General features: G+C 63.7%; 27 protein-coding genes, 1 tRNA gene and 1 pseudogene. 14 read left to right on the forward strand and 15 right to left on the reverse strand.

The genetic code is table 11. The features are described from left to right. Nucleotides 1-48: 48 nt before the first annotated feature. From IPF76_RS18710 to IPF76_RS18735, 6 genes and pseudogenes are all read left to right on the forward strand, one after another. Nucleotides 49-134, forward strand: a tRNA-Leu gene (locus tag IPF76_RS18710). Between the two features lie 62 nt (nucleotides 135-196). Next, entirely contained in the window at nucleotides 197-544 is a 348-nt protein-coding gene (locus IPF76_RS18715; RefSeq protein ID WP_293847037.1) for a hypothetical protein, read from the forward strand. Next, nucleotides 541-1,716: an ABC transporter substrate-binding protein gene (locus tag IPF76_RS18720; RefSeq protein WP_293847039.1), complete on the forward strand. Its 1,176-nt coding sequence runs from the start codon at nucleotides 541-543 to the stop codon at nucleotides 1,714-1,716. The genes IPF76_RS18715 and IPF76_RS18720 overlap by 4 nt, the downstream gene beginning before the upstream one ends. Before the next feature lie 40 nt (nucleotides 1,717-1,756). After that, nucleotides 1,757-2,179: a DUF4112 domain-containing protein gene (locus IPF76_RS18725; RefSeq protein ID WP_293847041.1), complete on the forward strand. Its 423-nt coding sequence runs from the start codon at nucleotides 1,757-1,759 to the stop codon at nucleotides 2,177-2,179. A 174-nt stretch (nucleotides 2,180-2,353) separates the two neighbouring features. Next, nucleotides 2,354-4,458 (forward strand): annotated as a pseudogene (locus IPF76_RS18730) (prolyl oligopeptidase family serine peptidase). 108 nt (nucleotides 4,459-4,566) lie between these two features. Beyond that, complete coding sequence (locus tag IPF76_RS18735; RefSeq protein ID WP_293847043.1) at nucleotides 4,567-5,367, forward strand: hypothetical protein; 801 nt, start codon at nucleotides 4,567-4,569, stop codon at nucleotides 5,365-5,367. A gap of 34 nt (nucleotides 5,368-5,401) precedes the next feature. Here the strand turns inward: IPF76_RS18735 and IPF76_RS18740 are convergent, their stop codons facing one another. After that, nucleotides 5,402-6,175 (reverse strand): hypothetical protein, encoded by a 774-nt coding sequence (locus IPF76_RS18740; protein ID WP_293847045.1) that lies wholly within the window; start codon nucleotides 6,173-6,175, stop codon nucleotides 5,402-5,404. 102 nt (nucleotides 6,176-6,277) lie between these two features. Here IPF76_RS18740 and IPF76_RS18745 point away from each other — a divergent pair, with 102 nt between their 5' ends. Next, nucleotides 6,278-7,120 carry a TauD/TfdA family dioxygenase gene (locus IPF76_RS18745; protein ID WP_293847047.1) on the forward strand — a complete coding sequence of 281 codons (843 nt, stop codon included), beginning with the start codon at nucleotides 6,278-6,280 and terminating at the stop codon, nucleotides 7,118-7,120. A gap of 517 nt (nucleotides 7,121-7,637) precedes the next feature. Further along, nucleotides 7,638-7,931 (forward strand): 1-deoxy-D-xylulose-5-phosphate synthase, encoded by a 294-nt coding sequence (locus IPF76_RS18750; protein ID WP_293847049.1) that lies wholly within the window; start codon nucleotides 7,638-7,640, stop codon nucleotides 7,929-7,931. A 27-nt stretch (nucleotides 7,932-7,958) separates the two neighbouring features. Here IPF76_RS18750 and IPF76_RS18755 read toward each other — a convergent pair whose 3' ends face one another. Next, nucleotides 7,959-8,630, reverse strand: a complete 672-nt coding sequence (locus IPF76_RS18755; protein ID WP_293847051.1) for a lysoplasmalogenase — start codon at nucleotides 8,628-8,630, stop codon at nucleotides 7,959-7,961. A gap of 74 nt (nucleotides 8,631-8,704) precedes the next feature. On the opposite strand from IPF76_RS18755, the gene trmFO reads away from it, so the two are divergent. Then, nucleotides 8,705-10,054, forward strand: a complete 1,350-nt coding sequence (gene trmFO / locus IPF76_RS18760; RefSeq protein ID WP_293847053.1) for a methylenetetrahydrofolate--tRNA-(uracil(54)-C(5))-methyltransferase (FADH(2)-oxidizing) TrmFO — start codon at nucleotides 8,705-8,707, stop codon at nucleotides 10,052-10,054. Here trmFO and IPF76_RS18765 read toward each other — a convergent pair. Then, a complete protein-coding gene (locus tag IPF76_RS18765) occupies nucleotides 10,051-10,518 on the reverse strand; it encodes an EF-hand domain-containing protein (protein ID WP_293847055.1) in 468 nt (155 codons plus the stop codon). The two genes, trmFO and IPF76_RS18765, sit on opposite strands and share 4 nt — an antisense overlap. 135 nt (nucleotides 10,519-10,653) lie before the next feature. On the opposite strand from IPF76_RS18765, the gene IPF76_RS18770 reads away from it, so the two are divergent. Then, on the forward strand, nucleotides 10,654-11,559 hold the full coding sequence (locus tag IPF76_RS18770) for a hydrogen peroxide-inducible genes activator (protein WP_293847057.1): 906 nt from the start codon (nucleotides 10,654-10,656) through the stop codon (nucleotides 11,557-11,559). 85 nt (nucleotides 11,560-11,644) lie between these two features. Here the strand turns inward: IPF76_RS18770 and IPF76_RS18775 are convergent, their stop codons facing one another. Genes IPF76_RS18775 through pgsA form a run of 3 tightly spaced genes read right to left on the reverse strand, consistent with a single transcriptional unit; the run spans nucleotide 11,645 to nucleotide 12,920 of the window. Beyond that, nucleotides 11,645-12,088 (reverse strand): molybdenum cofactor biosynthesis protein MoaE, encoded by a 444-nt coding sequence (locus tag IPF76_RS18775; protein WP_293847059.1) that lies wholly within the window; start codon nucleotides 12,086-12,088, stop codon nucleotides 11,645-11,647. Beyond that, nucleotides 12,085-12,342, reverse strand: coding sequence for a MoaD/ThiS family protein (locus tag IPF76_RS18780; protein WP_293847061.1), 258 nt, complete (start codon nucleotides 12,340-12,342; stop codon nucleotides 12,085-12,087). Before IPF76_RS18780 ends, IPF76_RS18775 begins: the two co-directional genes overlap by 4 nt. A gap of 5 nt (nucleotides 12,343-12,347) precedes the next feature. After that, nucleotides 12,348-12,920 (reverse strand): CDP-diacylglycerol--glycerol-3-phosphate 3-phosphatidyltransferase, encoded by a 573-nt coding sequence (gene pgsA, locus IPF76_RS18785; protein ID WP_293847063.1) that lies wholly within the window; start codon nucleotides 12,918-12,920, stop codon nucleotides 12,348-12,350. 147 nt (nucleotides 12,921-13,067) lie between these two features. On the opposite strand from pgsA, the gene IPF76_RS18790 reads away from it, so the two are divergent. Further along, nucleotides 13,068-14,339, forward strand: a complete 1,272-nt coding sequence (locus IPF76_RS18790) for an MFS transporter (protein WP_293847065.1) — start codon at nucleotides 13,068-13,070, stop codon at nucleotides 14,337-14,339. 185 nt (nucleotides 14,340-14,524) lie between these two features. Here IPF76_RS18790 and IPF76_RS18795 read toward each other — a convergent pair whose 3' ends face one another. The 3 genes from IPF76_RS18795 to nadC all read right to left on the reverse strand — a co-directional run bounded on the left by IPF76_RS18795 (nucleotide 14,525) and on the right by nadC (nucleotide 16,517). Then, nucleotides 14,525-14,746, reverse strand: coding sequence for a hypothetical protein (locus IPF76_RS18795; protein ID WP_293847067.1), 222 nt, complete (start codon nucleotides 14,744-14,746; stop codon nucleotides 14,525-14,527). A gap of 213 nt (nucleotides 14,747-14,959) precedes the next feature. Next, the gene (locus IPF76_RS18800; protein WP_293847069.1) at nucleotides 14,960-15,682 is read right to left on the reverse strand and encodes a ribonuclease T(2); all 723 of its coding nucleotides are present in this window, start codon (nucleotides 15,680-15,682) and stop codon (nucleotides 14,960-14,962) included. Next, a complete protein-coding gene (nadC, locus tag IPF76_RS18805) occupies nucleotides 15,669-16,517 on the reverse strand; it encodes a carboxylating nicotinate-nucleotide diphosphorylase (RefSeq protein ID WP_293847071.1) in 849 nt (282 codons plus the stop codon). The genes IPF76_RS18800 and nadC overlap by 14 nt, the downstream gene beginning before the upstream one ends. A gap of 104 nt (nucleotides 16,518-16,621) precedes the next feature. On the opposite strand from nadC, the gene IPF76_RS18810 reads away from it, so the two are divergent. Further along, nucleotides 16,622-17,755 carry a nitronate monooxygenase gene (locus IPF76_RS18810; RefSeq protein WP_293847073.1) on the forward strand — a complete coding sequence of 378 codons (1,134 nt, stop codon included), beginning with the start codon at nucleotides 16,622-16,624 and terminating at the stop codon, nucleotides 17,753-17,755. Nucleotides 17,756-17,790: 35 nt separating this feature from the next. Here the strand turns inward: IPF76_RS18810 and IPF76_RS18815 are convergent, their stop codons facing one another. Beyond that, nucleotides 17,791-18,240: a peptidylprolyl isomerase gene (locus tag IPF76_RS18815; protein WP_293847075.1), complete on the reverse strand. Its 450-nt coding sequence runs from the start codon at nucleotides 18,238-18,240 to the stop codon at nucleotides 17,791-17,793. A 168-nt stretch (nucleotides 18,241-18,408) separates the two neighbouring features. Here IPF76_RS18815 and mgtE point away from each other — a divergent pair, with 168 nt between their 5' ends. Beyond that, nucleotides 18,409-19,863, forward strand: coding sequence for a magnesium transporter (gene mgtE / locus IPF76_RS18820; RefSeq protein ID WP_293847077.1), 1,455 nt, complete (start codon nucleotides 18,409-18,411; stop codon nucleotides 19,861-19,863). A gap of 232 nt (nucleotides 19,864-20,095) precedes the next feature. Next, nucleotides 20,096-20,224 carry an entericidin A/B family lipoprotein gene (locus IPF76_RS18825; protein ID WP_293847079.1) on the forward strand — a complete coding sequence of 43 codons (129 nt, stop codon included), beginning with the start codon at nucleotides 20,096-20,098 and terminating at the stop codon, nucleotides 20,222-20,224. A gap of 21 nt (nucleotides 20,225-20,245) precedes the next feature. On the opposite strand, the gene tatC is transcribed toward IPF76_RS18825, so the two are convergent. From tatC to IPF76_RS18850, 5 genes are read right to left on the reverse strand one after another with little or no spacing between them, the layout of a single operon-like run. Next, on the reverse strand, nucleotides 20,246-21,055 hold the full coding sequence (gene tatC, locus IPF76_RS18830) for a twin-arginine translocase subunit TatC (RefSeq protein WP_293847081.1): 810 nt from the start codon (nucleotides 21,053-21,055) through the stop codon (nucleotides 20,246-20,248). Further along, nucleotides 21,052-21,432 (reverse strand): Sec-independent protein translocase protein TatB, encoded by a 381-nt coding sequence (gene tatB, locus IPF76_RS18835; protein ID WP_293847083.1) that lies wholly within the window; start codon nucleotides 21,430-21,432, stop codon nucleotides 21,052-21,054. The genes tatC and tatB overlap by 4 nt, the downstream gene beginning before the upstream one ends. 32 nt (nucleotides 21,433-21,464) lie before the next feature. After that, a complete protein-coding gene (locus IPF76_RS18840) occupies nucleotides 21,465-21,698 on the reverse strand; it encodes a twin-arginine translocase TatA/TatE family subunit (protein ID WP_293847085.1) in 234 nt (77 codons plus the stop codon). A gap of 24 nt (nucleotides 21,699-21,722) precedes the next feature. After that, complete coding sequence (scpB, locus tag IPF76_RS18845; RefSeq protein ID WP_293847087.1) at nucleotides 21,723-22,322, reverse strand: SMC-Scp complex subunit ScpB; 600 nt, start codon at nucleotides 22,320-22,322, stop codon at nucleotides 21,723-21,725. Next, a complete protein-coding gene (locus IPF76_RS18850; protein ID WP_293847089.1) occupies nucleotides 22,319-23,107 on the reverse strand; it encodes a ScpA family protein in 789 nt (262 codons plus the stop codon). Before IPF76_RS18850 ends, scpB begins: the two co-directional genes overlap by 4 nt. Between the last annotated feature and the right edge of the window lie 4 nt (nucleotides 23,108-23,111).

A 23,111-nucleotide genomic window follows, 5' to 3' on the forward strand; every position in this document is an offset into this window, starting at 1 on the left:
AACATCGCTTGACCTGAATCAACCCATCGGCTTGACCTGCTGCGCCGTGCGGACGTGGCGAAATCGGTAGACGCAGCAGACTTAAAATCTGCCGGCCTAGTGTCATGCGGGTTCAAGTCCCGCCGTCCGCACCAGCATTGCGATCGGCTTTGTTGATCGCCCCGGATGACCACTTCCGGTTTTGCGCGGCATGTCTATGATGGCGGCGATGCTACCGCCAACACACAGACCGAAGGGCAGCAGGCTGATCGCCGTCGCGGCTGGCCTGTTCCTGCTCACCCTGGGCAGTTGCGGCCTGTTCGGCGAACGCGGGCCAGTGAAAATCGCCGCAATGGGGCGGCTCAATCCCGCGGCCACCCCCCTGGCCGGCGAATTGTCCGCCGCCAATGCAGCGCTGCTCGATGCCACGTCGCAGGGGCTCGTCGGCTATGATGGCCAAGGACAGATCGACACCGGCCTTGCCGATCGCTGGACCGTTACAACCGACGGCAGGAGTTATATTTTCCGGCTCCGCGAAGCCAATGGTCCAACGGTCGCAAGGTGACGGCGCAGGATGTCGCGGCGATCCTGCGCACTTACCTCGCCACCGCGAGCCGCCATGTTCTGAAAAGCGATTTTCCCGAGATCGAGACGATCAAAGCAATGACCGAAACGGTCATCGAAATTCGCCTGTCGGTGCCGCAGCCCGCGATCCTCGAGCTGCTCGCGCAACCTTCGATGGCAATCGTCAACAAAGGCATGGGCTGGGGACCGATGCGGGCGCGAAAAATGGGCCGCGCCATCCTCCTCTCCCCAGTCCCGGACCCGCTCGCAGAAAACCCGGAAGCTGCCGAAGCCGCCGCCAACGACCCTGCCGCGTCGATTGAACTCGTTGGCACGTCACCCGCCGGGGCGTTGGCCCGGTTCAAGAACGGCTATGCCGACGGCGTCATCGGCGGCCGGTTTTCCACCCTCCCCTATTTCGCCGCATCGAATATCGCCCGGTCGCGACTGGTGGTCGATCCTGTCCCGGGCCTGTTCGGATTGAGTTTCGTTCGCGCCGAAGGCTTTCTGGCGACCGACACCAATCGCGATGCTCTGGCCCGCGCCATCCGGCGCGAGCGACTCGTCGATGCTTTTGGGCTGGAGGAGTGGCAGGAACAGCTGACGCTCCGCCCTGCGGTCCATACGCGCGACGGCGGACCGACGCCGATGCTGCCGACGTGGGCGGACTATGACGATGCGTCGCGGCAGACGCAGGCCAGACGCGTCGTCGACGCTTGGCGCGCGGCGGGGCGCGAGATCGATCCGATCCGCATCGCCGTACCCGACTCGCCGGGCGGACGCATCCTCTTTGCCTATGTCGCCGCCGATTTCGTGGCGATCGGCGTCCCCAGTCGCCGCGTCACCATGTCATCGGCCGCCGATCTCAGGTTGATCGATGAAGTTGCCCCCAATGACGATCCGCTATGGGCGCTGCGCCGTCTGTCGTGCCGGCGCGACACGCTGTGCAATCGCGAAGCCCAAGTGCTGATCGAGCAAACGATGCGCAACATCGATGTCGGTCAGCGCGCCGAACAGCTTATTGAAGCCGAAGTCGTCCTTACCCGCTACACCCCCTTCATTCCGCTCGCCACGCCGCTGCGCTGGTCGGTTGCGGCACAGCGGCTGACCGGCCTGCGCCCCAACACCCGCGCTCAACACCCATTGAATCATATGATCAGCGCTCCCAACTAAACCGCTGGCGTCGATCGTGGCGCTTTATGAAAGCACGCTCATGGCCCCCACGCCGCCCAATCCCGACGCCATTTTCGACGCGCTGATCCAGAATCGCACCGACCCCGCGGCGCTGCGCAAGCGGGTCGAAACGCTGGAAATCCTTCTCGAGCGCAGTTTTGTCATTCCCGGCATCAACCGTCCGGTCGGGCTCGATGCGATCGTCGGGCTGGTGCCGGTGGTCGGCGACGTCATTGCCGGCCTGATGGGCGCCTATCTGATCTGGGAAGCGCGCAATCTGGGCATGCCGAAGTGGAAGCTGTGGCGGATGGCGGGCAATCTGGGCGTCGACACCGCGCTCGGCGCCATTCCCCTCGTCGGCGATGCATTCGACTTGTTCTTCCGCTCGAACACACGCAACCTCAAGATCATCAAGCGCCACCTCGACAAGCATCACCCCGGTACGATCATAATCGATCAATAACCCTTCTCGTCATTGCGAGGAGTTAAGCGACGCGGCAAAACCAACCTGGATTGGTCAGCCCACGGCCGCCTTCCGCCCGCTTCGCTCGCCGTGACGAAGCATGGGGTAGAGCCTTCCCCTCCGGTGTCTGATGATGCTAGCACAGCGTTACCACGCCCCAAGGGAGACATATTGATGATCCGCGCCAGCCTTGCCGCGCTTGCCCTCAGCTGTTCGTTTACTGCCGTTGCCGTTGCCCAGGAATCCGATGCCTATCTGTGGCTCGAGGACATCGAGGGCACAAAGGCCCTCGATTGGGTTCAACGAGAAAACGCCGCTACCGACCAGTTGATCCTCGGCCGCCCGGGTTTTGAAGCCGACCGCAAGCGTGCCCGCGATATCCTCGACGACGATCGCCAGATCGCGATGCCCGGCGAGGTGATGGGAGACATGATCACCAATTTCTGGCGCGACGCCGCCAATCCGCGGGGGCTGTGGCGGCAAAGTCCGCTCGATGCCTATCTGGCGGGCAAGCCCGTATGGACGACGCTGATCGACGTCGACGCGCTGGGCAAGGCGGAAAAGCAAAGCTGGGTGTGGCACGGCGCCGACTGCCTCGCGCCCGCCTACACCCGCTGCCTGGTGTCGCTCAGCCCCGGGGGCACCGATTCGGACATCGTGCGTGAATGGGACCGCACGACCAAAAGCTTCGTCGATGGCGGTTTCGCCCTGCCGCAAGCCAAGAGCAGCGTGACATGGGAAAATGCCGACACCTTGCTCGTCGCCACCGACTATGGCGCGGGCAGCATGACCGCGTCGGGTTACCCGCGCATTGTCAAACGCTGGAAACGCGGCACCCCGCTGACCTCGGCCGAAACCGTGGCGGAGGGCGAAGCCGAAGACGTCGGCATGAATGTCTTTGCCCTTACCGACCGCGACAAACGCTGGCCGATGATCAGCCGCGGCAAGACATTTTACACCGCCGACATCAAGCTGCCGAACGTCGACGCCTCGCGCTATATCTCGACCATCATCCCCGACACCGCCAGCATCCGCGACGTCATCGACGGCCAGCTGGTGATCTTTCTCAACCAGGATTGGGCGAACATCCCCGCCGGCTCGCTCGTCTCGCTGTCGCTCGCCGACATGTCCGCCGGCCGTCAGGTACCAATCGTCACCGCGATGACCCCGACCAAGGCGCAGGCGATCGAGAATGTCTCGGCGACCGACAATATCCTGTGGGTCAAAGCTCTCGACGATGTCGAGGGCAAATTGTTCGCGCTGCGCCGCGATCCCAAGACCGGCAAATGGAGCCAGAACGAAGTGCCGCTGGCCGCCAACGCCACGGTCGGCATCGCCGGGACGATCAGCAAGCGCGACGTCGTGCTGGCGACCGCCGAAACGTTGCTGATGCCGCCAACGCTGTACGCGGTATCCGACGACCAGGCGCCGCAGCCAGTGCAGACCCTGCCCGCGACCTTCGATGCCAAGGATATGACGGTCGAGAAACGCTTCGCGACGTCGAAGGATGGCACCAAAATCCCCTATTTCCTTGTCCGCAAAACGGGCGCAACCGGTCCCGTTCCGGCGCTTGTTCACGCCTACGGCGGGTTCCGCGCCGCACAGACCCCGGGCTATCTCACCGGCCAGCCGTACCGCGCCGGACCGCTCGGCCTGTTCTGGGTCGAGGACGGCAACGCCTATGTCCTCGCCAACATCCGCGGCGGCGGTGAATATGGCCCCGCCTGGCATCAGGCGGCGCTGCGCGAAAAGCGTCAGAACAGCTTCGACGATCTCCACGCTGTCGCGGAGGATCTGGTCGCTACCGGGGTCAGTGCCAAGGGCAAGGTCGCGATTTCGGGGCGCTCCAATGGCGGCGTCCTGGTCGGCGCCGCAATGACCCAGCGCCCCGACCTTTATGGCGCGGTGATCTCGGCTCGCCGATCAAGGATATGTGGCGGTACGACAAGATGCTCGCCGGCGCCTCATGGGTCGCCGAATATGGCGACCCTGATGTGCCGGAGGATTGGGCCTTCCTGTCGAAATATTCGCCGTATCAGGCGCTGCGCAAGGGCGTGAGATATCCGCCGATCTTCCTTTACCTCTCGACCAAGGACGACCGCGTCCACCCCGGCCACGCGCGCAAATATGCCGCGCGGCTCAAGGAACTGGGCAACCGCGTCTATTATCACGAATATATCGAGGGCGGCCACTCGGTCGGCGCCGACCATGCCGAGGACGCGGTGCGCGCCGCGATGCTGCACGCCTTCCTGCTGCGCGAACTGGTGGAGACGAAATAGCGCTCCTGAGCGCGGTGACCTTCGGCTGCCTTTGCGTTGACGGGACGGCGCTTGCACTTGTCAAAGGTCTGGTGCCTATCTATCGCTCCTACATAGGCTCCGGACACCTTGACCAGCGGACGCCGCCACCAAAGATTGCTTCAGCTGAGCCCTGTTCCAGCCACTTCCCATGTCGAACCGCTCAGCATCGGGGCGGGACGACGCGCGCTTGCCTTAAGCCTGGCGGTGCTGATCCCGGCACTCTTGCTGCTCCTGTTGCTGTCCTATGGCACGGAACTGCAGCCCGACTACAGGGAGACGCGTGTCAGCGTGGTAAGCCTCGAGGCCTCCGCGATTTCGCAGGATGCCGTCGAACCGAGCAGCGCGGAGCGCGAGCGGGCCGAAGTGCAGCCTGCACCTGAGGAACCGTTGCCGCCAGAACCGGCCGAACCGCTGCCGCCGCGAACCACGGCACCGAAGGCCGCTCCGATCATGCCGACGCCAGCCGAACCGCTTCCATCGCCCCCGATTCCGCGCAGCACCATTCGTCCACCGGGCGGAGCAGTTTACGGGCCGCCCAACACGGGCGGCTCTCCCTCCTCCCGCGATACCGAGCGAGTGGGAACGGCTCCCAACGGTGAGCCGCTCTATGCGGCGGCCTGGTATCGCGAGCCGCGCGATGACGAGTTGCGCGGCTATTTATCCACCGCCAGCGGGCCCGGTTGGGGACTGATCGCGTGCCGCACGGCGCCGGATTACCGCGTCGAAGATTGCGTCGGACTCGATGAGTACCCGAACGGCTCGCAGATCAATCGGGCAGTGCTCGCCGCAGCGTGGGCATTCAGGGTGCGACCGCCTCGCCTTGGCGGACGGCCAATGGTGGGCAGTTGGGTCAGGATCAGGATCGATTACGGCATTGAGCGTCGCTAGTGGCCAGTGACGGCATCGGTTGCACAATCACGTGTCAGCGGACGCCGTCCCCCAGCATATGATCTGCCACACTGTAGGAGTGGCTGGCCTGATAGGCGTTCCTGCCGCGGTTCATGTGGGTCAGGTTAAACCGCCGGATAGCGCGGAGCGCGCGAGGGACCGCCAGAAAGTCGCGGATGGAAGCGGAGCCTCGTATCTTGACGATAACGATGTCCGGGCCGCTCGGAATCGAAAAGCTGACGTCCCCGGGTGCCCGCAGGCTCCGTTCGAGGAACGCCTCATCGACCCTCCCCTGCGCGAGCGAGCCGTCGGTCGTGAAATCCGAAAGATGAACAATGAACCGTGCCCGAAGATCGCCGTCATCGGCGTAGAGAGTGAACAGCTCCATCCAGCTCGCGTTGACGCGAACCAAAGGCTTGTCGGAAGTCGATGGCAGGCAGGAAACTGACCAGTAAGCGCGCTCTGTCGCGCGCGGTATGGGAACACAGGTCTGGCCGTACCGCTCCAGAATCTCGAATAGCTCAGGCACCTGCGGTCGAAGAAGCAGCTTCTGGAAGCGGGGGGAATATTTTATCCGCTGCTCGATCGAATCCTGCCGCTCCTCGGCGTCGGCGAGATCCGCCTTGCCCTGCAGCCAATCCTCCTGCTGCTCGAGATTCAGAAACTGGCGCAACCCCTTGGCACCTTGGCTGGACTTCTTGTTCATGCCCTCAGAATGCAAGACAGGTGCCCAATCATCAATAGCGTCGGCGATCGACGGTTTCAGGGCGGTCGGCGCTTGCGCGGGCGGCCTGGCATTTGGCGTCACGAGAAATCGCCCCTTTGTCTAATCCGACACTTGGAACGCCATTCTCGAACCACTTCAGGCCATCCAATTGACCTCCCGCGCTAACCGGCGCACCCTACCCCCATGACCCTCACCATCACCCCCAGCGGCCAATGCTGCGGCGCGCGCGTCACCGGCGTCGACCTCGTCCGGCCGCTCACCTCCGACCGCGTCGCAGCGATCCGCACCGCATGGCTCGACCATCATGTCCTCGCCTTCCCCGACCAGAAAATGAGCGACGACGACCTTGAGCGCTTCACCCAATATTTTGGCGGCTTCGGCGACGATCCGTTTATCAAGCCGATCGCGGGCCGCGAGCATGTCATCGCGGTCAAACGCCGCGCCGACGAAACCTCGCCCTTGTTCGCCGAAAACTGGCACAGCGACTGGAGCTTTCAGGCGCGACCACCCGCGGGCACCTGCCTGTTCGGGATCACCATCCCGCCCGTCGGCGGCAACACCGATTTCGTCAACCAACACGCCGCGCTCGACGCGATGCCCGCTGCGCTCCGCGCCCGGATCGAGGGCAAGCAGGCGATCCACAGCGCGCGCGGTGGCTATGCCCCGTCGGGCATGTACGGCGCGAACGACAAGGGTCGCAGTATGGACATCCGCTCGGGGGAGGAAGCGCTGGCGACGCAGTTGCATCCCTTCATCCGCCGCCACCCCGAAACGGGCCGCGAGGGGCTGTTCGGCTGCGCGGGTTACATCATAGGCATCGAGGGCATGGACGATGCCGATGCACTGCCCTTATTGTACGAACTTCTGCAATGGCAGGGCCGCGAGGAGTTTCGCTACAGCCATATCTGGGAACCCGACATGCTGATTATGTGGGACAACCGCTCTCTCCTCCACCGCGCCACCGGTGGCTACGACGGCCACGACCGCCTGCTCCACCGCACGACGATCGCGGCGTGGGACGGGTAAGGTCGATGGGTGAAGCGGCTGCTTTGGGGTGGAAACCAGACAGCGCCGTGTTAGCCTTAGCTAATGCCTGCAAAGCGGAATCTGTTCGGCCTGATCGAAGTTGATGATCATCAGTATCGTTGGGCCATTGCGCGGGAACCGCAATGGTGCACTGCCGATGGGTGGCGTGGGATGGTCGTCAATCTACGCCGAGAGAATGCGCCGCGCGAGGCATTATTAGAATTTCCCATGCCGTCGTCCCGCCGTTCAGCCCTGCAACCTCATTTGCGTCGCCCGCAAGTCAATCAGTCGATTATTGCGAATGGGGTCCGAGCGGCTCTGGCAGCGGGGTGGAAGCCGACCTCGGCTGAGGAAAGTCGGCAGTTTTTCAGGTGGATGCCAACGGTAATTAACGGTCGTTTGCCGTCGTTGCGACCAGATCGGGGCGGAATGACGGAAACGGCGTGGAATGCTGCCGTCGCGCTGATAGTGAGGGTGGACGGAGAGCGAGGCGATGAGTGCCAAGAATACCCGGATCATGTATATCGAAGACAAGTCGGCTGGCCTCAATGGCTCCGCGCGGATCTGTCGCGTGACATTTTCCAAATCAGGCCAATCGATACATTATCAGGGCCGCACTTTTCAACGATTGGGAGGTGACGGCTTCAAGGCCAACTACTTTGACGCTGAAACTGGTGACCAGTATTGGATCTCGGGGCCGCGAAAGGATGGTCGGGATCGGCTATACCCCGCAAGTTCGAAGCCCGTCGAAATCGATGCCGACGTGCATGACGAATATTGGACAGCCATTCGCGGCGAAGCTGCGGCGTAATGGCCGTTGATGGTCGCTTCCGGCCACTCAGCCACGCCCTTCCTTCGCCAGCGTGCTCACCGCCCCCCACGCGATCAGCGCCTGCCCGCCGAAATAGAGCGGCCAGACCAGCCACAACGTGACATCCTTGGACAACACGCCGCCCTCACCAGCAAAGATGAACAGGTCGCTCGCCAGAAACGCCATTGCGCCGATTCCGGTGCGATAGCGTGGGAAACGACTGGTCCACGCGGTCGCGGCCATGATCGCGACGCCGCCGGTATAGGCGATCGCCGCGCCCATCAGCGCCGCCTCGGCCCCGCGTGTCAGCCCCCATGCAATCAGCAGCGCCAGCGGCACCAGCACCCATGCCAGCAGCCACTGCGAGGATGACAGGCTGGGCCGCCGGTTGCGCAGATACAGGATGATCGCGATCAGATGCCCCGTCGCGAACGCCGCCGCCCCCGCCAGCATCCCGACCGCATCGAGCAGCCAGTCGCCCAGCGCCCCGAACGCCAGCACCGCCGCGATCAGCCTGCCGTGGCTGCTGCGCGCATTCATCGCGGCCCAGACCGCGAGCAGCCCGACCCCCGACGCTTTCCACGCCCAGATCGCCGGCCCGTCGAGCCGCATATACACCGCCGCGAAATAGCTGATCCCGCCGACCAGCCCCGCCAGCCACAGCCACCGCGCGCGATCCCAACTCTCTCCCCCGCTCATCGTCGCCCCTTTGCATCTTGCTTTCAACCCGCCTACTGCGCGGCGAATTGGTCGCAAGTCAACGGATAGGGTAAATGGCGGAATACGACGTTCACATCATCGGCGGCGGCCTCGCCGGATCCGAAGCCGCCTGGCAACTCGCCGAAGCCGGTTTCCGCGTCCATCTGTCCGAAATGCGCGGTGGCGGCGACATGACCCCGGCGCATCAGGGCGACGCGCTCGCCGAAATGGTGTGCTCGAACAGCTTCCGCAGTGACGACGGCGACAGCAACGCCGTCGGCCTGCTCCACCGCGAGATGCGCACGCTCGGCTCGATCATCATGCGCGAGGCCGATGTCCACAAGGTGCCCGCGGGATCGGCGCTCGCCGTCGACCGCGAGCTGTTCGCGGGCGGCGTCACCCGCGCGCTCGAAAACCACCCCAACATTGCCATCGTCCGCGAACGCATCGACACGCTGCCGACCTCAGGCCTGACCATCGTCGCCACCGGCCCGCTCACCGCCGCCAGCCTCGCCGACAGCATCGGCATCGCGACGGGCAAGGATGCGCTCGCCTTTTTCGACGCCATCGCGCCGATCGTCTATCGCGACAGCATCGACATGGACATCGCGTGGATGGCCAGCCGCTGGGACAAGGTCGGGCCGATCGGCGACGGCAAGGATTATATCAACTGCCCGATGGACAAGGACCAGTATCACGCCTTCGTCCAGGGACTGGTCGACGGCGACAAGACCGAATTCAAGGAGTGGGAGACGAGCACCCCCTATTTCGAAGGTTGCATGCCGATCGAGGTGATGGCCGAGCGCGGCCCCGAAACCTTGCGCTTCGGCCCGATGAAGGGCGTCGGCCTCGACAATCCGCGCACCGGGCGCTGGCCCTATGCGGTTGTCCAGCTGCGGCAGGACAATGCGCTCGGCACCTTGTGGAACATGGTCGGTTTCCAAACCAAGCTGAAGCATGCGGCGCAGGTCGATCTGTTCCGCACCATCCCGGGCCTCGAAAAGGCCGAATTCGCGCGCCTCGGCGGCCTCCATCGCAACAGCTTCATTCGCTCGCCCGAACTGCTCGACGCGCAGTTGCGCCTCAAATCGGCGCCGCACATCCGTTTCGCCGGACAGATCACCGGCTGCGAGGGCTATGTCGAAAGCGCTGCGATCGGCCTGATCGCCGCACGCTTTGCCGCTGCCGAGCTCGGCGGCCGCGACCTGCCCCCGCCCCCACCCGAAACCGCACTCGGTGCACTGCTCGGCCATATCACCGGCGGGGCGGATGCCGCCAGCTACCAGCCGATGAACGTCAACTTCGGGCTCTTCCCGCCGCTCACCGAGGAAGTGCGCAAGAAGGACCGCAAGCTGGGCTATACGGCGCGCGCGGGCGCTTCACTCGGCGAATGGATGAAAGTCGCCGACGGCATCGCGGCCTAGCAACTACACTTTGCCTTCACCGCCCGCTTCGGCGCCGTCGTCGTAAACTCCGCGCGCGTCAGATCGCCCGACCGATCGCCATCGGCCCCGGCAAACCGCTCGCCCGTCGCCGCCGCCCATTCCTCGAAGGTCAGCAGATTGTTGCCATCCTTGTCGAGCTTGCGAAACGCCGCGGTCCGCGACGACATCAGCTCAATGCGGCTGATCCGGTCGTTGCGGTCGCGGTCGAAGCGATTGAAGCGCCGCTCCTCGCGCGATGCCTCTTTCGCGGCGGGCAACGCAGGCGGCGCCGGTCCGCGCTTCGGCGCGTTCGCCCCCGCCACCGGTATCGCCGCCAGCGCGGGAGGCGCTTCTGGCAACACTTCCTCCTCGGCGATCTGGGTATAGCCGGCCCACATAAACAGGCCGCCGGTGAGCAGTAGCGCGCTCGCCACGCCGCCGATCAGAAAACGGGAAATCGCCATCTGCCCCTCCGCCTCGTCCGATCCCATTGGCTATCATGGCAACGCGTACAGCGGCAACAATCGTCACCAATATGGCGAAGAATATTTATCGATCATATTGTTCAAAACGACCCGGTTCATGGTTATATCCGATCAATGTCCAACTACCTCCCGACCCTCAAGCAGATGCAATATCTCGTCGCGCTGCACGAACATGGCCATTTCGGCCGCGCCGCCGATGCCTGCAATGTCACCCAGTCGACGCTGTCGGCGGGCATTCGCGAGCTCGAAACGCTGCTCGGTCCGACCCTCGTTGAGCGCACCCGCCGCGTCGTCCGCTTTACCGGCCTTGGCAACGCAATCGTCGAAAAGGCGCACCGCGTGCTGCGCGAGGCCGAGGAACTCGCCGATATGGCCGCCGCCGCCGCGGCGCCGCTGGTCGGTGACCTTCGGATGAGCGTCATTCCGACGATCGCGCCCTTCCTTCTCCCAGGCATGCTGCGGCTGCTGCGCAAGGAGCGCCCGGCGCTCAAACTGTTCCTGCGCGAAGAACCCAGCGCCCAAGCCTGTGAATCGCTCCACCACGGCACCGTCGATTGTGTCCTCCTCGCCCTCCCCTACGCGTGCGGCGACGTCGAGAGCGAGGAACTGTTCGACGACGCGCTGTTCGTTGCCTTCCCCGGCGACCAGTCCGAAGACCTGCCGGCGATGGTCAGCGCCGACCAGATCGACCCCGCGCAGATGCTGATGCTCGAGGACGGCCATTGCCTGAAGGATCACGCCCTCGCCGCGTGCAACCGCCCCGAACTCCGCGCCGGGGCGCGGATGATGGGGACGTCGCTGCACACGCTGGTCCAGATGGTCGATAACGGCCTGGGCATCACCATGCTGCCCCAGATGGCGATCGAGGCGGGCATCCTCGACCACACCGACATCGACACCCGCCCGCTCGATTCGGACCATGACTGGCGGACGATCGCGCTGGTATGGCGCAAAGGCAGCCCGCGCGCCGACGAATTCAAGATGCTGGCGGATATTTTCCGGCAGCATCGGGCGGCCTAACCGCTGCTTCGTCACCCCGGACTTGATCTGGGGTCCATGGCAACGCCGCCGAATGGATCCCGGATCAAGTTCGGGATGACGATGGTTACTGGTTCCACCGCTCCGCGCGCACCTCATCCCCCGCCCGCGCTTCGACCCACGCCACCCGCCCGTCGGCAAACGTCTCACGCTTCCACAGCATCACATCGGTCTTCAGCCGGTCGATCAGAAATTCGCATGCCGCCAGCGCCCCGCTGCGGTGCGGACTGCTCGCCAGCACCAGCACGATCGTGTCGCCCGGCGCCATCGCGCCGACGCGGTGGATCAGCGTCAGCGCCGCCAGCTGCCACCGGTCGGCTGCCGCATGGGCGAGATCGCCCAGCCCCGCTTCGGTCATCGCCGGGTGATGTTCCAGGAACAGTTCGGTCAGATCGCCATCGCCGCGCACCCGCCCGATAAAGCTGGCACTCGCGCCATGCCCGCCCGCATCGTGCAGGTCGAACTCGGCGCCGACATCGATCGCGGCGGGCTGCACCGCGACGCGGATCATCCGCCCGTCACCGGCGGGAACAGCGCAACTTCGCGCGCGTCGGCCAGCGGCGCACCCGGCCCCATCATCACTCCATCGATGGCGGCGCGAATGCGCTGCGGTTCGGCAAAGGCCAGCGCTCCACGCTCATCACGCCCCGCGAGCCACGTCAGCAAGGCGGTCAGATCGGCAATATCGGCGGGCAGCTCGACGACCTCGTCAGCCACGCCCATCCGATCGCGTACCCAGGCAAAATAGGCGAGGTTCAGCGCCATCGCACTCAATCCATATGCTTCAGGCCGACGCGCAGATAATCCCAGCCGGTGATCAGCGTCAGCACCGCGGCGCCCCACAGCGACGCCAGCCCGACCATCTTGACCCACTCCATCGCGGGCAGCGCCCCCGCCAGGATCAGTGCGCCGAACGCCACCAGCTGGAACGTCGTTTTCCACTTCGCCAGCTGCGTTACCGGCATTGACACCTGCAATGTCGCCAGAAACTCGCGCAGCCCCGACACGATGATCTCGCGCAGCAGGATCATCAGCGCCGCGATGACATGATATCCGGTGATGTCGCGGGTAAACACCAGCAGCAGGATCACCGCCGCAATCATGATCTTGTCGGCAATCGGATCCAGAAAGGCGCCCAGCCGCGACACAATGCCGCGCGACCGTGCAACATAGCCGTCAAAATAATCGGTAATGCCCATCAGGCAGTACAGACCGAACGCGAGCGCATAATCGATCGGCTTGGGCTGGTGCGATCCCTCGACCACCCCCGGCCACAGCAGGAACAGCAGGATGGGCACCGCCAAAATGCGCGACAATGTCAGGATGTTCGGAAGACTGAGCATGATCCCTGATTCCCGCCAATGCGGCGCGCTATTTCCAAAATGGGCTTTGACCCTGCCCGCCCTAACCGATAAGCCCCCCGCGCGACAACAATATTGCCGTGATGTCCCGGCGTTGTCCGACTGTCAGGCTGCAAAAATGGATTTTCAATGACCGGTTCCTTTGCGCTGATGAAGCAACGCCGGTTCCTGCCCCTGTTCGCCACGCAGTTCCTCAACGCCTTTAACGACAATTTCTACAAGATGGCGATGGTGATCCTCGTCACCTTTACCATCTACAAGGATCCGGAAACCGAGGCGTGGTTCAACGCGCTGGCGGGCGGCCTGTTCATTCTGCCCTTTTTCCTGTTTTCGGCGCTCGCTGGGCAGCTCGCCGACAGCACCGACAAGACGCGGATGATCCGCCTGATCAAGACCGCCGAAATTTTCATCATGATCGTCGGCGCCATCGGCATCTGGTTTCATCTGGTGCCGATCATGTTGCTCGCGCTGTTCGCGATGGGAACGCACTCGACCTTCTTCGGCCCGATCAAATACGCCATCCTGCCCCAACATCTGGAGGAGGACGAGGTTCTCGCCGGCACCGGCTGGGTCGAGGCGGGCACCTATATCGCCATCTTGGGCGGTACCATTGTCGGCGGCCTCACCCCGCCGCACATCGCCATCCCCGGGATCATCATCGTCGCCATAATCGGCCGCCTGACCGCCAACTACGTCCCCGCCGCACCGCCCGAAAAGGAAGCCGAGGGGCTGGTCATCGACCATAATGTCTTCCGCTCGTCGTGGCGGCTGGTCAATTCGACAATGCACATCCCGCGCTTGTTCCTGGCGATCGTGTCGATCAGTTTTTTCTGGGCGATCGGCGCCATCCTCGCGGCGCAATTCCCGCCGCTGGTCAAGAATGCGCTCGGCGCCGACAACACTGTCGCGACCCTGTTCACCGCGATCTTCTCGGTGGGCGTCGCGATCGGCTCGATTATCGTCAACCGGCTGCTCAAGGGCCATGTCTCGGCGCGCTATTCGCCGGGGTCGGTGATCGTGATGGGGCTGTTCGTGCTCGACCTGTGGTGGAACGTCAAAGGGTGGGAGCATGTCGGCACCGGTCTGATGAACTGGCGCGACTTTCTGGCGCTGACGACCGGCGACCGCATCATCCTGGACCTGCTCGGCATCGCGATCGCCGGCGGCATGTTCGTCGTCCCGCTCTATGCCTTCCTGACCACGACCGTCGCCAAGTCGCAGACCGCACGCACGATCGCCGCGAACAATATCGTCAATTCGGGCTTCATGGTGGCGGCGACGTTACTGCTCAGCGTGCTGATCGGAATCGGATTGACCATCGACGACACGCTGCTGATGGTGGCGGCAATGTGTCTGATGTCGTCGGTGCTGGCATGGAAGCTGCACAAGGCCTGCGATTAGATCGTTCGCGAATGACCGATACGGGTGGTAAGCTGCCCTGATTTCGTCATGCTGAACTTGTTTCAGCATCCATGGCCTGAGCTTTAATCTCGCGCGCGGCGACGGAAGAAACGGCAGGCCATGGACCCTGAAACATGTTCAGGGTGACGAGATATAAAACGGCCACTTTTGGTCGGTAGCTGCCGTCAGATCAGAAACATCATCGTAGCGGTAAAAAACACCGCGAAACTCTGCAAAAAGAGCCGCAGGTCGCTGCCAGCAAAAATCGTCACGGGCTCACGGTGCGCCGCCAGCGCCTGCCGCAACTCGCCCTGCCAGTCGGCCGGCGCGCTCAAACGCGCGATCGTCAGCTGGCGGGCGCTATGCGCCTGAATCCGGCGGCGAATATTGATGTGATCCGAGTCCATGCCCGGCAAGCTATGGCGATCTTAACGATTTGGTAAGGTTAAAAGATCGTTAACAAATGTGGCGTGCCAAAGCGGTACAGCGGCCCGGCCGAGGAGTACGGCTCGATCCTGTCATCGCGCGGAGCGCAGCGACGCCGCAATCTCCAGCTATCGGCTCGGCGCGAGCCCGACGGCTGGAAATTGCTTCGCTCGGCTCGCAATGACGAATATATTCTAGTCTTGCGCCATCGGCCTGACTCGCACCCGCCGCTGGTCCCGCGCTCCAGCCTGGAACGGCTTGCACCGCTGCGGCCGCATCCGCGGCCCCAAACACAGCCGCACCTCGTCCAGCCAGCCCTGCCGATCGATCGACACCGCAACCATCGGTTCGGAAATCTCGCGATTGGCCGCGGCGAAAGCGCGGCGAATGCTGCCCGCGGTTTGCGGCCTTGCCGCCAGCGCCGCCATGTCGGGAAAGCGCACCGCGCGGAACAGCGTCGCGGCCGAGCGAAAATAGGCGGCGGGGTGCGGGCTCATGCACGTCCCATGCTTCGCCCATTCATGCTGGAGCAGCTGCGCCGACGGAGTCATGCATAGATGCTGGCGTAGTACCGGCTGCGTCACGATTTTGGCCGGGCGGCACCATTGCGGATAGTCGCGGCTGTCGGTTTCGGGCCACAGCCCGTGGAGCACCCAGCCGAAGCGGCCATCCTCGCCCCCGCACTGGAACCGGTCGCGCGCGTCTCGCGGGTTGCGGACATCGGCGCAATGCTGCGGCGACCAGCTCATACTGAGCAGATAGCCGGTGATCGGCGACTTGCGCACTGGTTCGCCGCGTTTGGGCTGTTCGAGGCGGGGCACCGGGATGCGATCGGGGATATTGCAGGCGAGCGCCTGCGCCTGCCCCGCGGTTGGCGCGAGCATCAAACCCAGCGCAGCAACGCTAGACCAGCGCAAAATCGAGCCCGACATCCGCCGCGGGCGCCGACTGCGTCAACCGCCCGACCGACACATAAGTCACCCCCGTCGCGCCGATCGCGCCGATCGTGTCGAGCCGCACCCCGCCCGACGCCTCGGTCGGCACCTTGCCGCCGACGATGCCCACACATGTTCGCAGTTCATCCAGTGTCATATTGTCAAGCAGCAGGTGAGTCGCCCCGGCATTCAGCGCCGGTTCGACCTGCGCCACCCGGTCGACCTCGACGATGATCCGCTCGATCCCGGCGGCGACCGCGCGGCGCACCGCTTCCTCGACCGACCCGGCGACCGCGACATGATTGTCCTTGATCATCGCCGCGTCCCAGAGCCCCATCCGGTGATTGGTCGCACCGCCCATCCGCGTCGCATATTTTTCCAGCACCCGCAGGCCCGGGATCGTCTTGCGCGTATCGAGCAGTGTGGCGCCGGTACCTGCCAGCGCATCGACATACTGCCGCGTCATCGTTGCGATGCCCGACAGATGCTGCACCGTGTTCAACGCCGATCTTTCGGCGGTCAGCATTGCGCGGGCGTTGCCCGACAGGCGCATCAAATCGCTGCCCGCGGCCACTTCGGTGCCCTCCGCGACCGGAATTTCGATCTCCATGGCAGGATCGAGGGCGCGAAAGAAAGCTTCGGCGATCGGCAACCCAGCCACGATGATCGCATCGCGGCTATCCATCACCCCCCCAAAGCGCGCCCCGGCGGGAATCACTGCCATTGACGTGATGTCACCGCCCGACCCCAGATCCTCGGCCAAGGTGGCGCGAACAAAGGCGTCGAGATCGAAATCGGGCGGGGAAAATTGGGTCATGGGACTGCGATAATGGGCGGCTCCAGCAAATCAACTTGACGTTTACGTAAACTAACGCTGACATGTGCGCCACGTGGCACCTTAGTCCACATCGGAGAGGCCCAATGCAATCACCCATCTGCGCGATGCTCGACATCGAATTCCCCCTCCTCGCCTTCTCGCACTGCCGCGACGTGGTGGTTGCGGTGTCGAAAGCGGGCGGCATGGGCGTCTTCGGCGCCGCCTCGCTCCCCCCCGCACGGCTTGAAGAGGAGCTGGCGTGGATCGACGCGCATATCGGCGGCAAGCCTTATGGCGTCGACCTGATCGTCCCGAACAGCTTTGCTGGCAAAGGCGAGGTCCAGCGGGAAACGCCTTCGATTCCTGACGAGCATAAGGCGTTTATTTCGGGCCTGCTTCGAAAGCACGGCGTCGACACTAGCGATCTGTCGCTGCCCGGCGCGATGCGTAGCAGCCTAGGCGACAATATGAGCGACGACGGCGCCGCCGCGCTGCTCGAAGTCGCCTTTCGCCACCCCATCGGCCTGATCGCCAATGCGCTCGGCGTCCCGCCACCGCTGATGCTCGAACTCGGCAAGCGCCACAATGTGCCCGTCGCCGCGCTGGTCGGCACCCGCGATCACGCGCTGGCGCAGGTCCGCGCCGGGGTCGATATCCTTGTGGTCGCGGGCGGCGAAGCTGGCGGCCATTGCGGCGAAGTCGCGACAATGGTGCTGGTGCCCGAGGTTGCCGCGGCAGTCGAAGCCGTCGGCGCAACCACGCCGATCCTTGCGGCGGGCGGCATCGTCACCGGGCGCCAGATGGCCGCGGCAATGGCGATGGGCGCGCATGGCGCGTGGACCGGATCGGTGTGGCTGACCACCGCCGAGGCGGAAACCAATCCGGTGGTGAAGGAAAAGATGCTGCTCGCCAGTTCGCGCGACACAGTGCGTTCGAAAAGCCGCACCGGGAAACCCTCCCGTCAGCTCCGTTCGCCCTGGACCGACGCCTGGGAGGCCGACGGTGCCCCGAAACCGCTGCCAATGCCGCTGCAATCGCTGGTCAGCGAACCCGCGCTGCGCAAGGTCGATAAATTGTCCGAGGGCGGCCACGAAGGCGCGAAGGCGCTTGCGACCTATTGGGTCGGCCAAGGCGTCGGGCTGATGAACGAGGCGATGGGCGCCGGGCAAGTCGTGCAGGAGTTCAAGGAAGACTGGATCGCCGCGTGCGAGCGGCTGAACGGGTTTATCGGGGAATAGCCAAAAAAATCCCCGCCGAAGCGGGGATTTTCAGATCAGGAAACCGTCGCTTTGACGATCTTGCCCGGCTCGCGCGGCGGCTCGCCCTTAGGCAGCGCGTCGACATTTTCCATGCCTTCGATCACTTCGCCCCAGGCGGTGTATTGATTGTCGAGGAAGCGCGCGTCGTCGAAGCAGATGAAGAACTGGCTGTTCGCGCTGTTCGGGTTCTGCGCCCGCGCCATCGAGCAAACGCCGCGGACGTGCGGCTGCGCGTTGAATTCGGCGGGAAGGTCGGACAGCGGGCTGCCGCCCATGCCGGTGCCCGTCGGATCGCCGCCCTGCGCCATGAAGCCCGGGATCACGCGGTGAAACACGACGCCGTCGTAAAAACCTTCGCTGGCGAGCTGGGTGATGCGCTCGACATGCAGCGGCGCCAGATCGGGACGCAGGCGGATAACAACATCGCCAGTAGACAGCGAAAGGGTGAGGGTCTGGTCGGTCATGCTCGGCTCCTGTAGAAAATAATCGCGGTGCCATAGCGAGCAACAGCGCCAAAGCCACGCTTTAATTGCCGCTGCCGCCTCGCTGGCGTTGCCATATCGCGGTGCCGCGACTAGGGGGAAGGCTCGGCCCGCCGGCCAGTCGCCGGCTTTGACAGGGAGGACCGCGCGATGGATAACCGCGAAGATTCCCGGTCCGCCGAGGATGTCGCCATCACCGACGATCGCGACCGCGACGTGGTGGCACGCGAGACAGAAACCGAACTCGACGAAGACGACCGGCTGAGGCCCGAATTCGTCCGCGACGTCATCGAACTGGCCGAAGCCGGCGAAGGCGAAGCGGCGCGCGAGCGTATCGGTCGCCTGCATCCCGCCGACATCGCCGACCTGTTCGAACTCGCGCGTAGCGACGAGCGCCCGATGCTCGCCGCCGTGCTGGGCAACATGCTGTCCGCCGACGTGCTGGCGGAAATGAACGATTATGTTCGCGAAGAACTGATCGATCTGCTCGCGCCCGAACAAGTCGCAGAGCTCGCGTCCGAACTCGATACCGACGATGCCGTTGCGATCATTGAGGATATGGAGGCCGACGAGCAGCAGGCGGTGCTCGACGCGATGGAGCCCGAAGATCGCGCCGCGATCGAGGCCGCCCCCTCCTTCCCAGAGGAATCGGCTGGCCGCCTGATGCAGCGCGACCTTGTTGCGGTACCCGAGCATGTGACGGTCGGTGACGTCATCGACCGACTGCGCGAAGATACTGCGCTGACCAGCGATTTCTGGGAAATCTTCGTTGTCGATCCGATGCACCGACCGGTGGGTTCGTGCCAGCTCAGCTGGATCCTGCGCACCCCGCGCGACATTGCGATCAGCGATGTGATGAAGCGCGAGCAGACTCTGATCCCGGTCGATATGGATCAGGAAGAAGTCGCACTGCGCTTTCAGAAATATGCGCTGATTTCGGCTGCGGTCATCGACAGGGGCGGTCGGCTCGTCGGGATGATCACCGTCGATGACATCGTCCATATCATTCAGGAAGAAGCCGGCGAAGACATCTTGCGCCTGTCAGGCGCCGGCGATGGCGACATCAACGAACCGATCCGCGAAACATACAGCGCGCGGGTGCGCTGGCTCGTCGCCAACCTTGGCACCGCGCTGCTCGCATCGTCGATCGTCGGCTTTTTCGGGGGCGCGATCGAACAGATGGTCGCGCTCGCCGCGCTCATGCCGATTGTGGCTGGGGTCGGCGGCAATGCCGGAACCCAGACGCTGGCGGTGACGGTACGCGCGCTGGCAATGAACCAGCTTACCGATTCTAACAGCTGGCGCGCAATCTGGCGTGAGATGAAAATTGCGCTGCTCAACGGCGCGACAATCGCGCTGCTCGCCGGCACGGCAACTGCGATATGGTTCGCCAACCCGCAACTGGGCGCGGTGATTGCTGCGGCGATGGTCGTGAACATCTTTGTAGCGGGAGTCGCCGGGGTCGCGATTCCGCTATTGCTCGACCGGCTCGATCAGGATCCGGCGGTTGCCAGTTCCATTTTTGTCACCATGACCACCGATTCCATGGGCTTTCTCGCCTTCCTGGGCCTCGCGGTGGCCAGCGGCCTGACCACCATGGGCTGATCAAGATACTGGAATCAAAAGTCGATTCCGCGGCCGAAAAATAATGCGAAAAAAATTTCATCATCCCAATTTTTTTCGGGAACTTATCCGACATTTGGCTCGTTTCCCATTCGAGCAGCGATCATCGCCCCCCCGCAGCGCTGCTCAGCAACATTGGCCCGGCGCGCATTTCCCTCCCCCCCCTCGAAAGTGTGCCGGGCCATTTTGCACCCCATCCAGAGAGGTTTGAAAAATGACGAGTCTCCGCGCAATCATTCTCGCCGTTTTGGCAAGTGTCGTCGTCACGGGCTGCAACACCGTCAAGGGAGCTGGCCGCGACATCGAATCGGTTGGTCAGGCTGGCAGCGACGCCATCGACTGATCGGGGTCTAAATCACTTACCCTAAGCCTCTTCGAGAGGCTCGACAGGCGCCTCTTCGGCGCCTGTTTTGCGTCGACGCTGGGTAAACCAGATCGCGAACAGCGACATTTCGTAAAGCAGGATCAGCGGGATCGCGAGCAGGAACTGGCTGAGAATATCGGGCGGGGTTGCGACCGCGGCGATCGCGAACGCGGCGACGATCATGTAACGCCGCGCCGACACCAGTTGCGCGCGCGTCACCAGGCCCGACCGTTCGATCAGCATCAGGAAGATCGGCAGCAGAAACGCAATCCCGAACGCCATGATGAACTGCATGATGAAGCTGAGATAATTGGCGACCGACGGCAGCGCTTCCTGCTCGATCCCGCCCATGTCACCTTGAAAACCAAGCAGGAACTTCAGCGCGACGGGGACGGTCACGAAATAGGCCATACACGCCCCGGCGGTGAACAGCACCGGGGTTGCCAGGATGAACGGCAGCAATGCGCGCTTTTCCTTGCGGTACAGGCCGGGCGCGACAAATTTCCACAGCTGGTTCGCTATAACCGGAAAGGCGATCATCATCGCCGCAAACAGCGCGACTTTGATCTGGACAAAAAACGCCTCGAACAGCTGCGTGTAGATGATCTTGCCCTGTCCCGCTGCGACGAGCGGCTGCACGAGGATGCTGAAAATCGGCTCGGCGTAAAAAAGGCACACACCAAAGGCGAGCCCGATCGCGAGCAGCGACTTTAACAACCGCGAGCGCAGTTCGATCAAATGGTCGAGAAGCGGCATCTTGCCGCCGGCTCCATCGTCCTCACTCGCGGTGATCGGCGTTTCGGCGGTCATGGCAACGGACCGTCGCGTGGTGGAACCGCATGCGTTTCAGGTTGGGCGGTCGCCGCGGCTGATTCGTCCGCACCCTGCTCGCTTGGTGCGCCGGGCGCAGCAGGCCCGGATTTCGGAGTCGGCGCGTTCACATCGTTGATCCGCGGAAATTCGCGCATGATCGCGTCATTCTGTTCGCGCCACTGCTTCTCGAGTTCTTCCAGTTCGGCCTCGCGCATCATGGTATCGAGCCCGGACCGGAAATGGCGCGCCATGCCGCGCGCCTTGCCCATCCATTTGCCGACAAAACGCATCGCCTTCGGCAAATCTTTCGGACCGATGACGACCAGAGCCACCACGATAACGAGCAGCAGCTCGGTGGGCGCAACGTCGAACATGGACTAGAACTTCCCCCGCGTGTCGAACAGGATCAGAGCTTGTCGTGCTCGTTGATCGGCGTCGAGACCGGCGCACCATCGGGAGCGCGCTGTCCTTCGATATGCTTCGGCGCGACGGGAGGCGTGTCGTCTTCGGCCATGCCCTTTTTGAAGCTTTTGATTCCCTTGGCGACATCGCCCATCATGTCGGAAAACCGGCCCTTGCCGAACAGCAGCAGGACGAGAATGCCGACGATCAGCCAATGCCAGATGCTGAAGCTACCCATCTAAATTCTCCTTGAGAGGCTCATCTAGGCCTCTTCGCCGTCTTTTACTAGGTCCAGCTCGCCCATCGCTTCGTCAAATGCGAGATCGACCGGATCGAGCAGACCTGCCGCGCGCAGATCGTCGATGCCTGGCAAATCCTTGCGGCTGCCGAGGCCGAAATGCTGCAGAAATGCGTCGGTCGTCTTGTAGATCAGCGGTCGCCCCGGCACCTCGCGGCGACCCGCGGGCGCGATCCATTCGGCCTCCATCAGCACGTCGAGCGTTCCCTTCGACGTCTGGACGCCGCGGATCGCCTCGATCTCGGCGCGGCTGACGGGTTCGTGATAGGCAACAATCGCCAGCACTTCAGCGGCAGCCCGCGAAAGTTTGCGCGGATCGTCGCGCTCGCGGCGAAGCAGATGCGCGAGGTCGGCTGGGGTCTGGAAATGCCAATGGCCGCCGCGCTCAACCAGTTCGATGCCGCTGCCCGCGTGACGCGCGGCAATCGCCTGAATGAAGGCGCGGACTTCACCGATGCTCCCGTCGTCACCCAGCCGCGCGACGACCTGCCGCGGATCGAGCGGTTCGTCGCTAGCGAACAGCATCGCCTCTATCGCGCGTTCGCGGTCGTCGATCGGGTTCATGCGGCGGGTCGTCCCATAGTCGCGGCCTTCAGGTAAAGCGGTTCGAATGCGCCCGCTTGTTTCAGGTCGACGCGCCCCTGCCGCGCCAGTTCGAGCGCGGCGACGAAACTCGACGCAATCGCCGAACGGCGCAGTGGACCGTGATAATCGGGTGGCAGGAAATCGGCCAATTCGGCCCAGTCGAGTTTGATCCCGATCATCCGTTGTAGATGGTGGAGCGCGGCATCGAGCGTGATCACCGGGCGCCGCGACACCAGATGCACGACGGGCTCGCTACGTAGCTTGACCTGACCATAGGCCGACAACAGATCGTAGAGACTGGCGTCCCACCGACGCAGCTTGACGTCGCGCAGCCCCTCCGGCTTGGCGCGCAGGAACACATCGCGGCCGACGCGATCGCGCGCAAGCAGCCGCGCCGCGGCTTCGCGCATCGCCGCCAGACGTTGCAGGCGCAATTGCAATCGCAGCGCCAGCTCGTCGGGCGACGGATCCTCCAGCGGATCCTTGGGAAGCAGCAGCGCCGATTTGAGATAGGCCAGCCATGCCGCCATCACAAGATAATCGGCGGCGACCTCCAGCTTCAGCTCGCGCGCCTCTGCGATGAAGCTAAGATATTGTTCGACCAGCGCGAGGATCGAAATCTGCTTGAGGTCGACTTTCTGACTGCGCGCCAGCGTGAGCAGCAGATCGAGCGGCCCTTCCCAGCTTTCGAGCGAAAGTTGCAGCGCATCGTCGCGGTCGGACGCCGCGGGAGCAGTTTCGAAATCGAGCGCTGGTTCGTCCATCGCC

Origin of the sequence: Sphingopyxis sp. (assembly GCF_016704835.1) — a bacterium.
Taxonomy (GTDB): domain Bacteria; phylum Pseudomonadota; class Alphaproteobacteria; order Sphingomonadales; family Sphingomonadaceae; genus Sphingopyxis.

Coding starts and splice junctions, on each gene's coding strand:
- IPF76_RS18715 (WP_293847037.1), top strand. CDS start 197: ATGATGGCGGCGATGCTACCGCCAACACACAGACCGAAGGGCAGCAGG.
- IPF76_RS18725 (WP_293847041.1), top strand. CDS start 1,757: ATGGCCCCCACGCCGCCCAATCCCGACGCCATTTTCGACGCGCTGATC.
- IPF76_RS18745 (WP_293847047.1), top strand. CDS start 6,278: ATGACCCTCACCATCACCCCCAGCGGCCAATGCTGCGGCGCGCGCGTC.
- IPF76_RS18750 (WP_293847049.1), top strand. CDS start 7,638: ATGTATATCGAAGACAAGTCGGCTGGCCTCAATGGCTCCGCGCGGATC.
- IPF76_RS18755 (WP_293847051.1), bottom strand. CDS start 8,630: ATGAGCGGGGGAGAGAGTTGGGATCGCGCGCGGTGGCTGTGGCTGGCG.
- trmFO (WP_293847053.1), top strand. CDS start 8,705: ATGGCGGAATACGACGTTCACATCATCGGCGGCGGCCTCGCCGGATCC.
- IPF76_RS18765 (WP_293847055.1), bottom strand. CDS start 10,518: ATGGCGATTTCCCGTTTTCTGATCGGCGGCGTGGCGAGCGCGCTACTG.
- IPF76_RS18770 (WP_293847057.1), top strand. CDS start 10,654: ATGTCCAACTACCTCCCGACCCTCAAGCAGATGCAATATCTCGTCGCG.
- IPF76_RS18775 (WP_293847059.1), bottom strand. CDS start 12,088: ATGATCCGCGTCGCGGTGCAGCCCGCCGCGATCGATGTCGGCGCCGAG.
- IPF76_RS18780 (WP_293847061.1), bottom strand. CDS start 12,342: ATGGCGCTGAACCTCGCCTATTTTGCCTGGGTACGCGATCGGATGGGC.
- pgsA (WP_293847063.1), bottom strand. CDS start 12,920: ATGCTCAGTCTTCCGAACATCCTGACATTGTCGCGCATTTTGGCGGTG.
- IPF76_RS18790 (WP_293847065.1), top strand. CDS start 13,068: ATGACCGGTTCCTTTGCGCTGATGAAGCAACGCCGGTTCCTGCCCCTG.
- IPF76_RS18795 (WP_293847067.1), bottom strand. CDS start 14,746: ATGGACTCGGATCACATCAATATTCGCCGCCGGATTCAGGCGCATAGC.
- nadC (WP_293847071.1), bottom strand. CDS start 16,517: ATGACCCAATTTTCCCCGCCCGATTTCGATCTCGACGCCTTTGTTCGC.
- IPF76_RS18810 (WP_293847073.1), top strand. CDS start 16,622: ATGCAATCACCCATCTGCGCGATGCTCGACATCGAATTCCCCCTCCTC.
- IPF76_RS18815 (WP_293847075.1), bottom strand. CDS start 18,240: ATGACCGACCAGACCCTCACCCTTTCGCTGTCTACTGGCGATGTTGTT.
- mgtE (WP_293847077.1), top strand. CDS start 18,409: ATGGATAACCGCGAAGATTCCCGGTCCGCCGAGGATGTCGCCATCACC.
- IPF76_RS18825 (WP_293847079.1), top strand. CDS start 20,096: ATGACGAGTCTCCGCGCAATCATTCTCGCCGTTTTGGCAAGTGTCGTC.
- tatC (WP_293847081.1), bottom strand. CDS start 21,055: ATGACCGCCGAAACGCCGATCACCGCGAGTGAGGACGATGGAGCCGGC.
- tatB (WP_293847083.1), bottom strand. CDS start 21,432: ATGTTCGACGTTGCGCCCACCGAGCTGCTGCTCGTTATCGTGGTGGCT.
- IPF76_RS18840 (WP_293847085.1), bottom strand. CDS start 21,698: ATGGGTAGCTTCAGCATCTGGCATTGGCTGATCGTCGGCATTCTCGTC.
- scpB (WP_293847087.1), bottom strand. CDS start 22,322: ATGAACCCGATCGACGACCGCGAACGCGCGATAGAGGCGATGCTGTTC.
- IPF76_RS18850 (WP_293847089.1), bottom strand. CDS start 23,107: ATGGACGAACCAGCGCTCGATTTCGAAACTGCTCCCGCGGCGTCCGAC.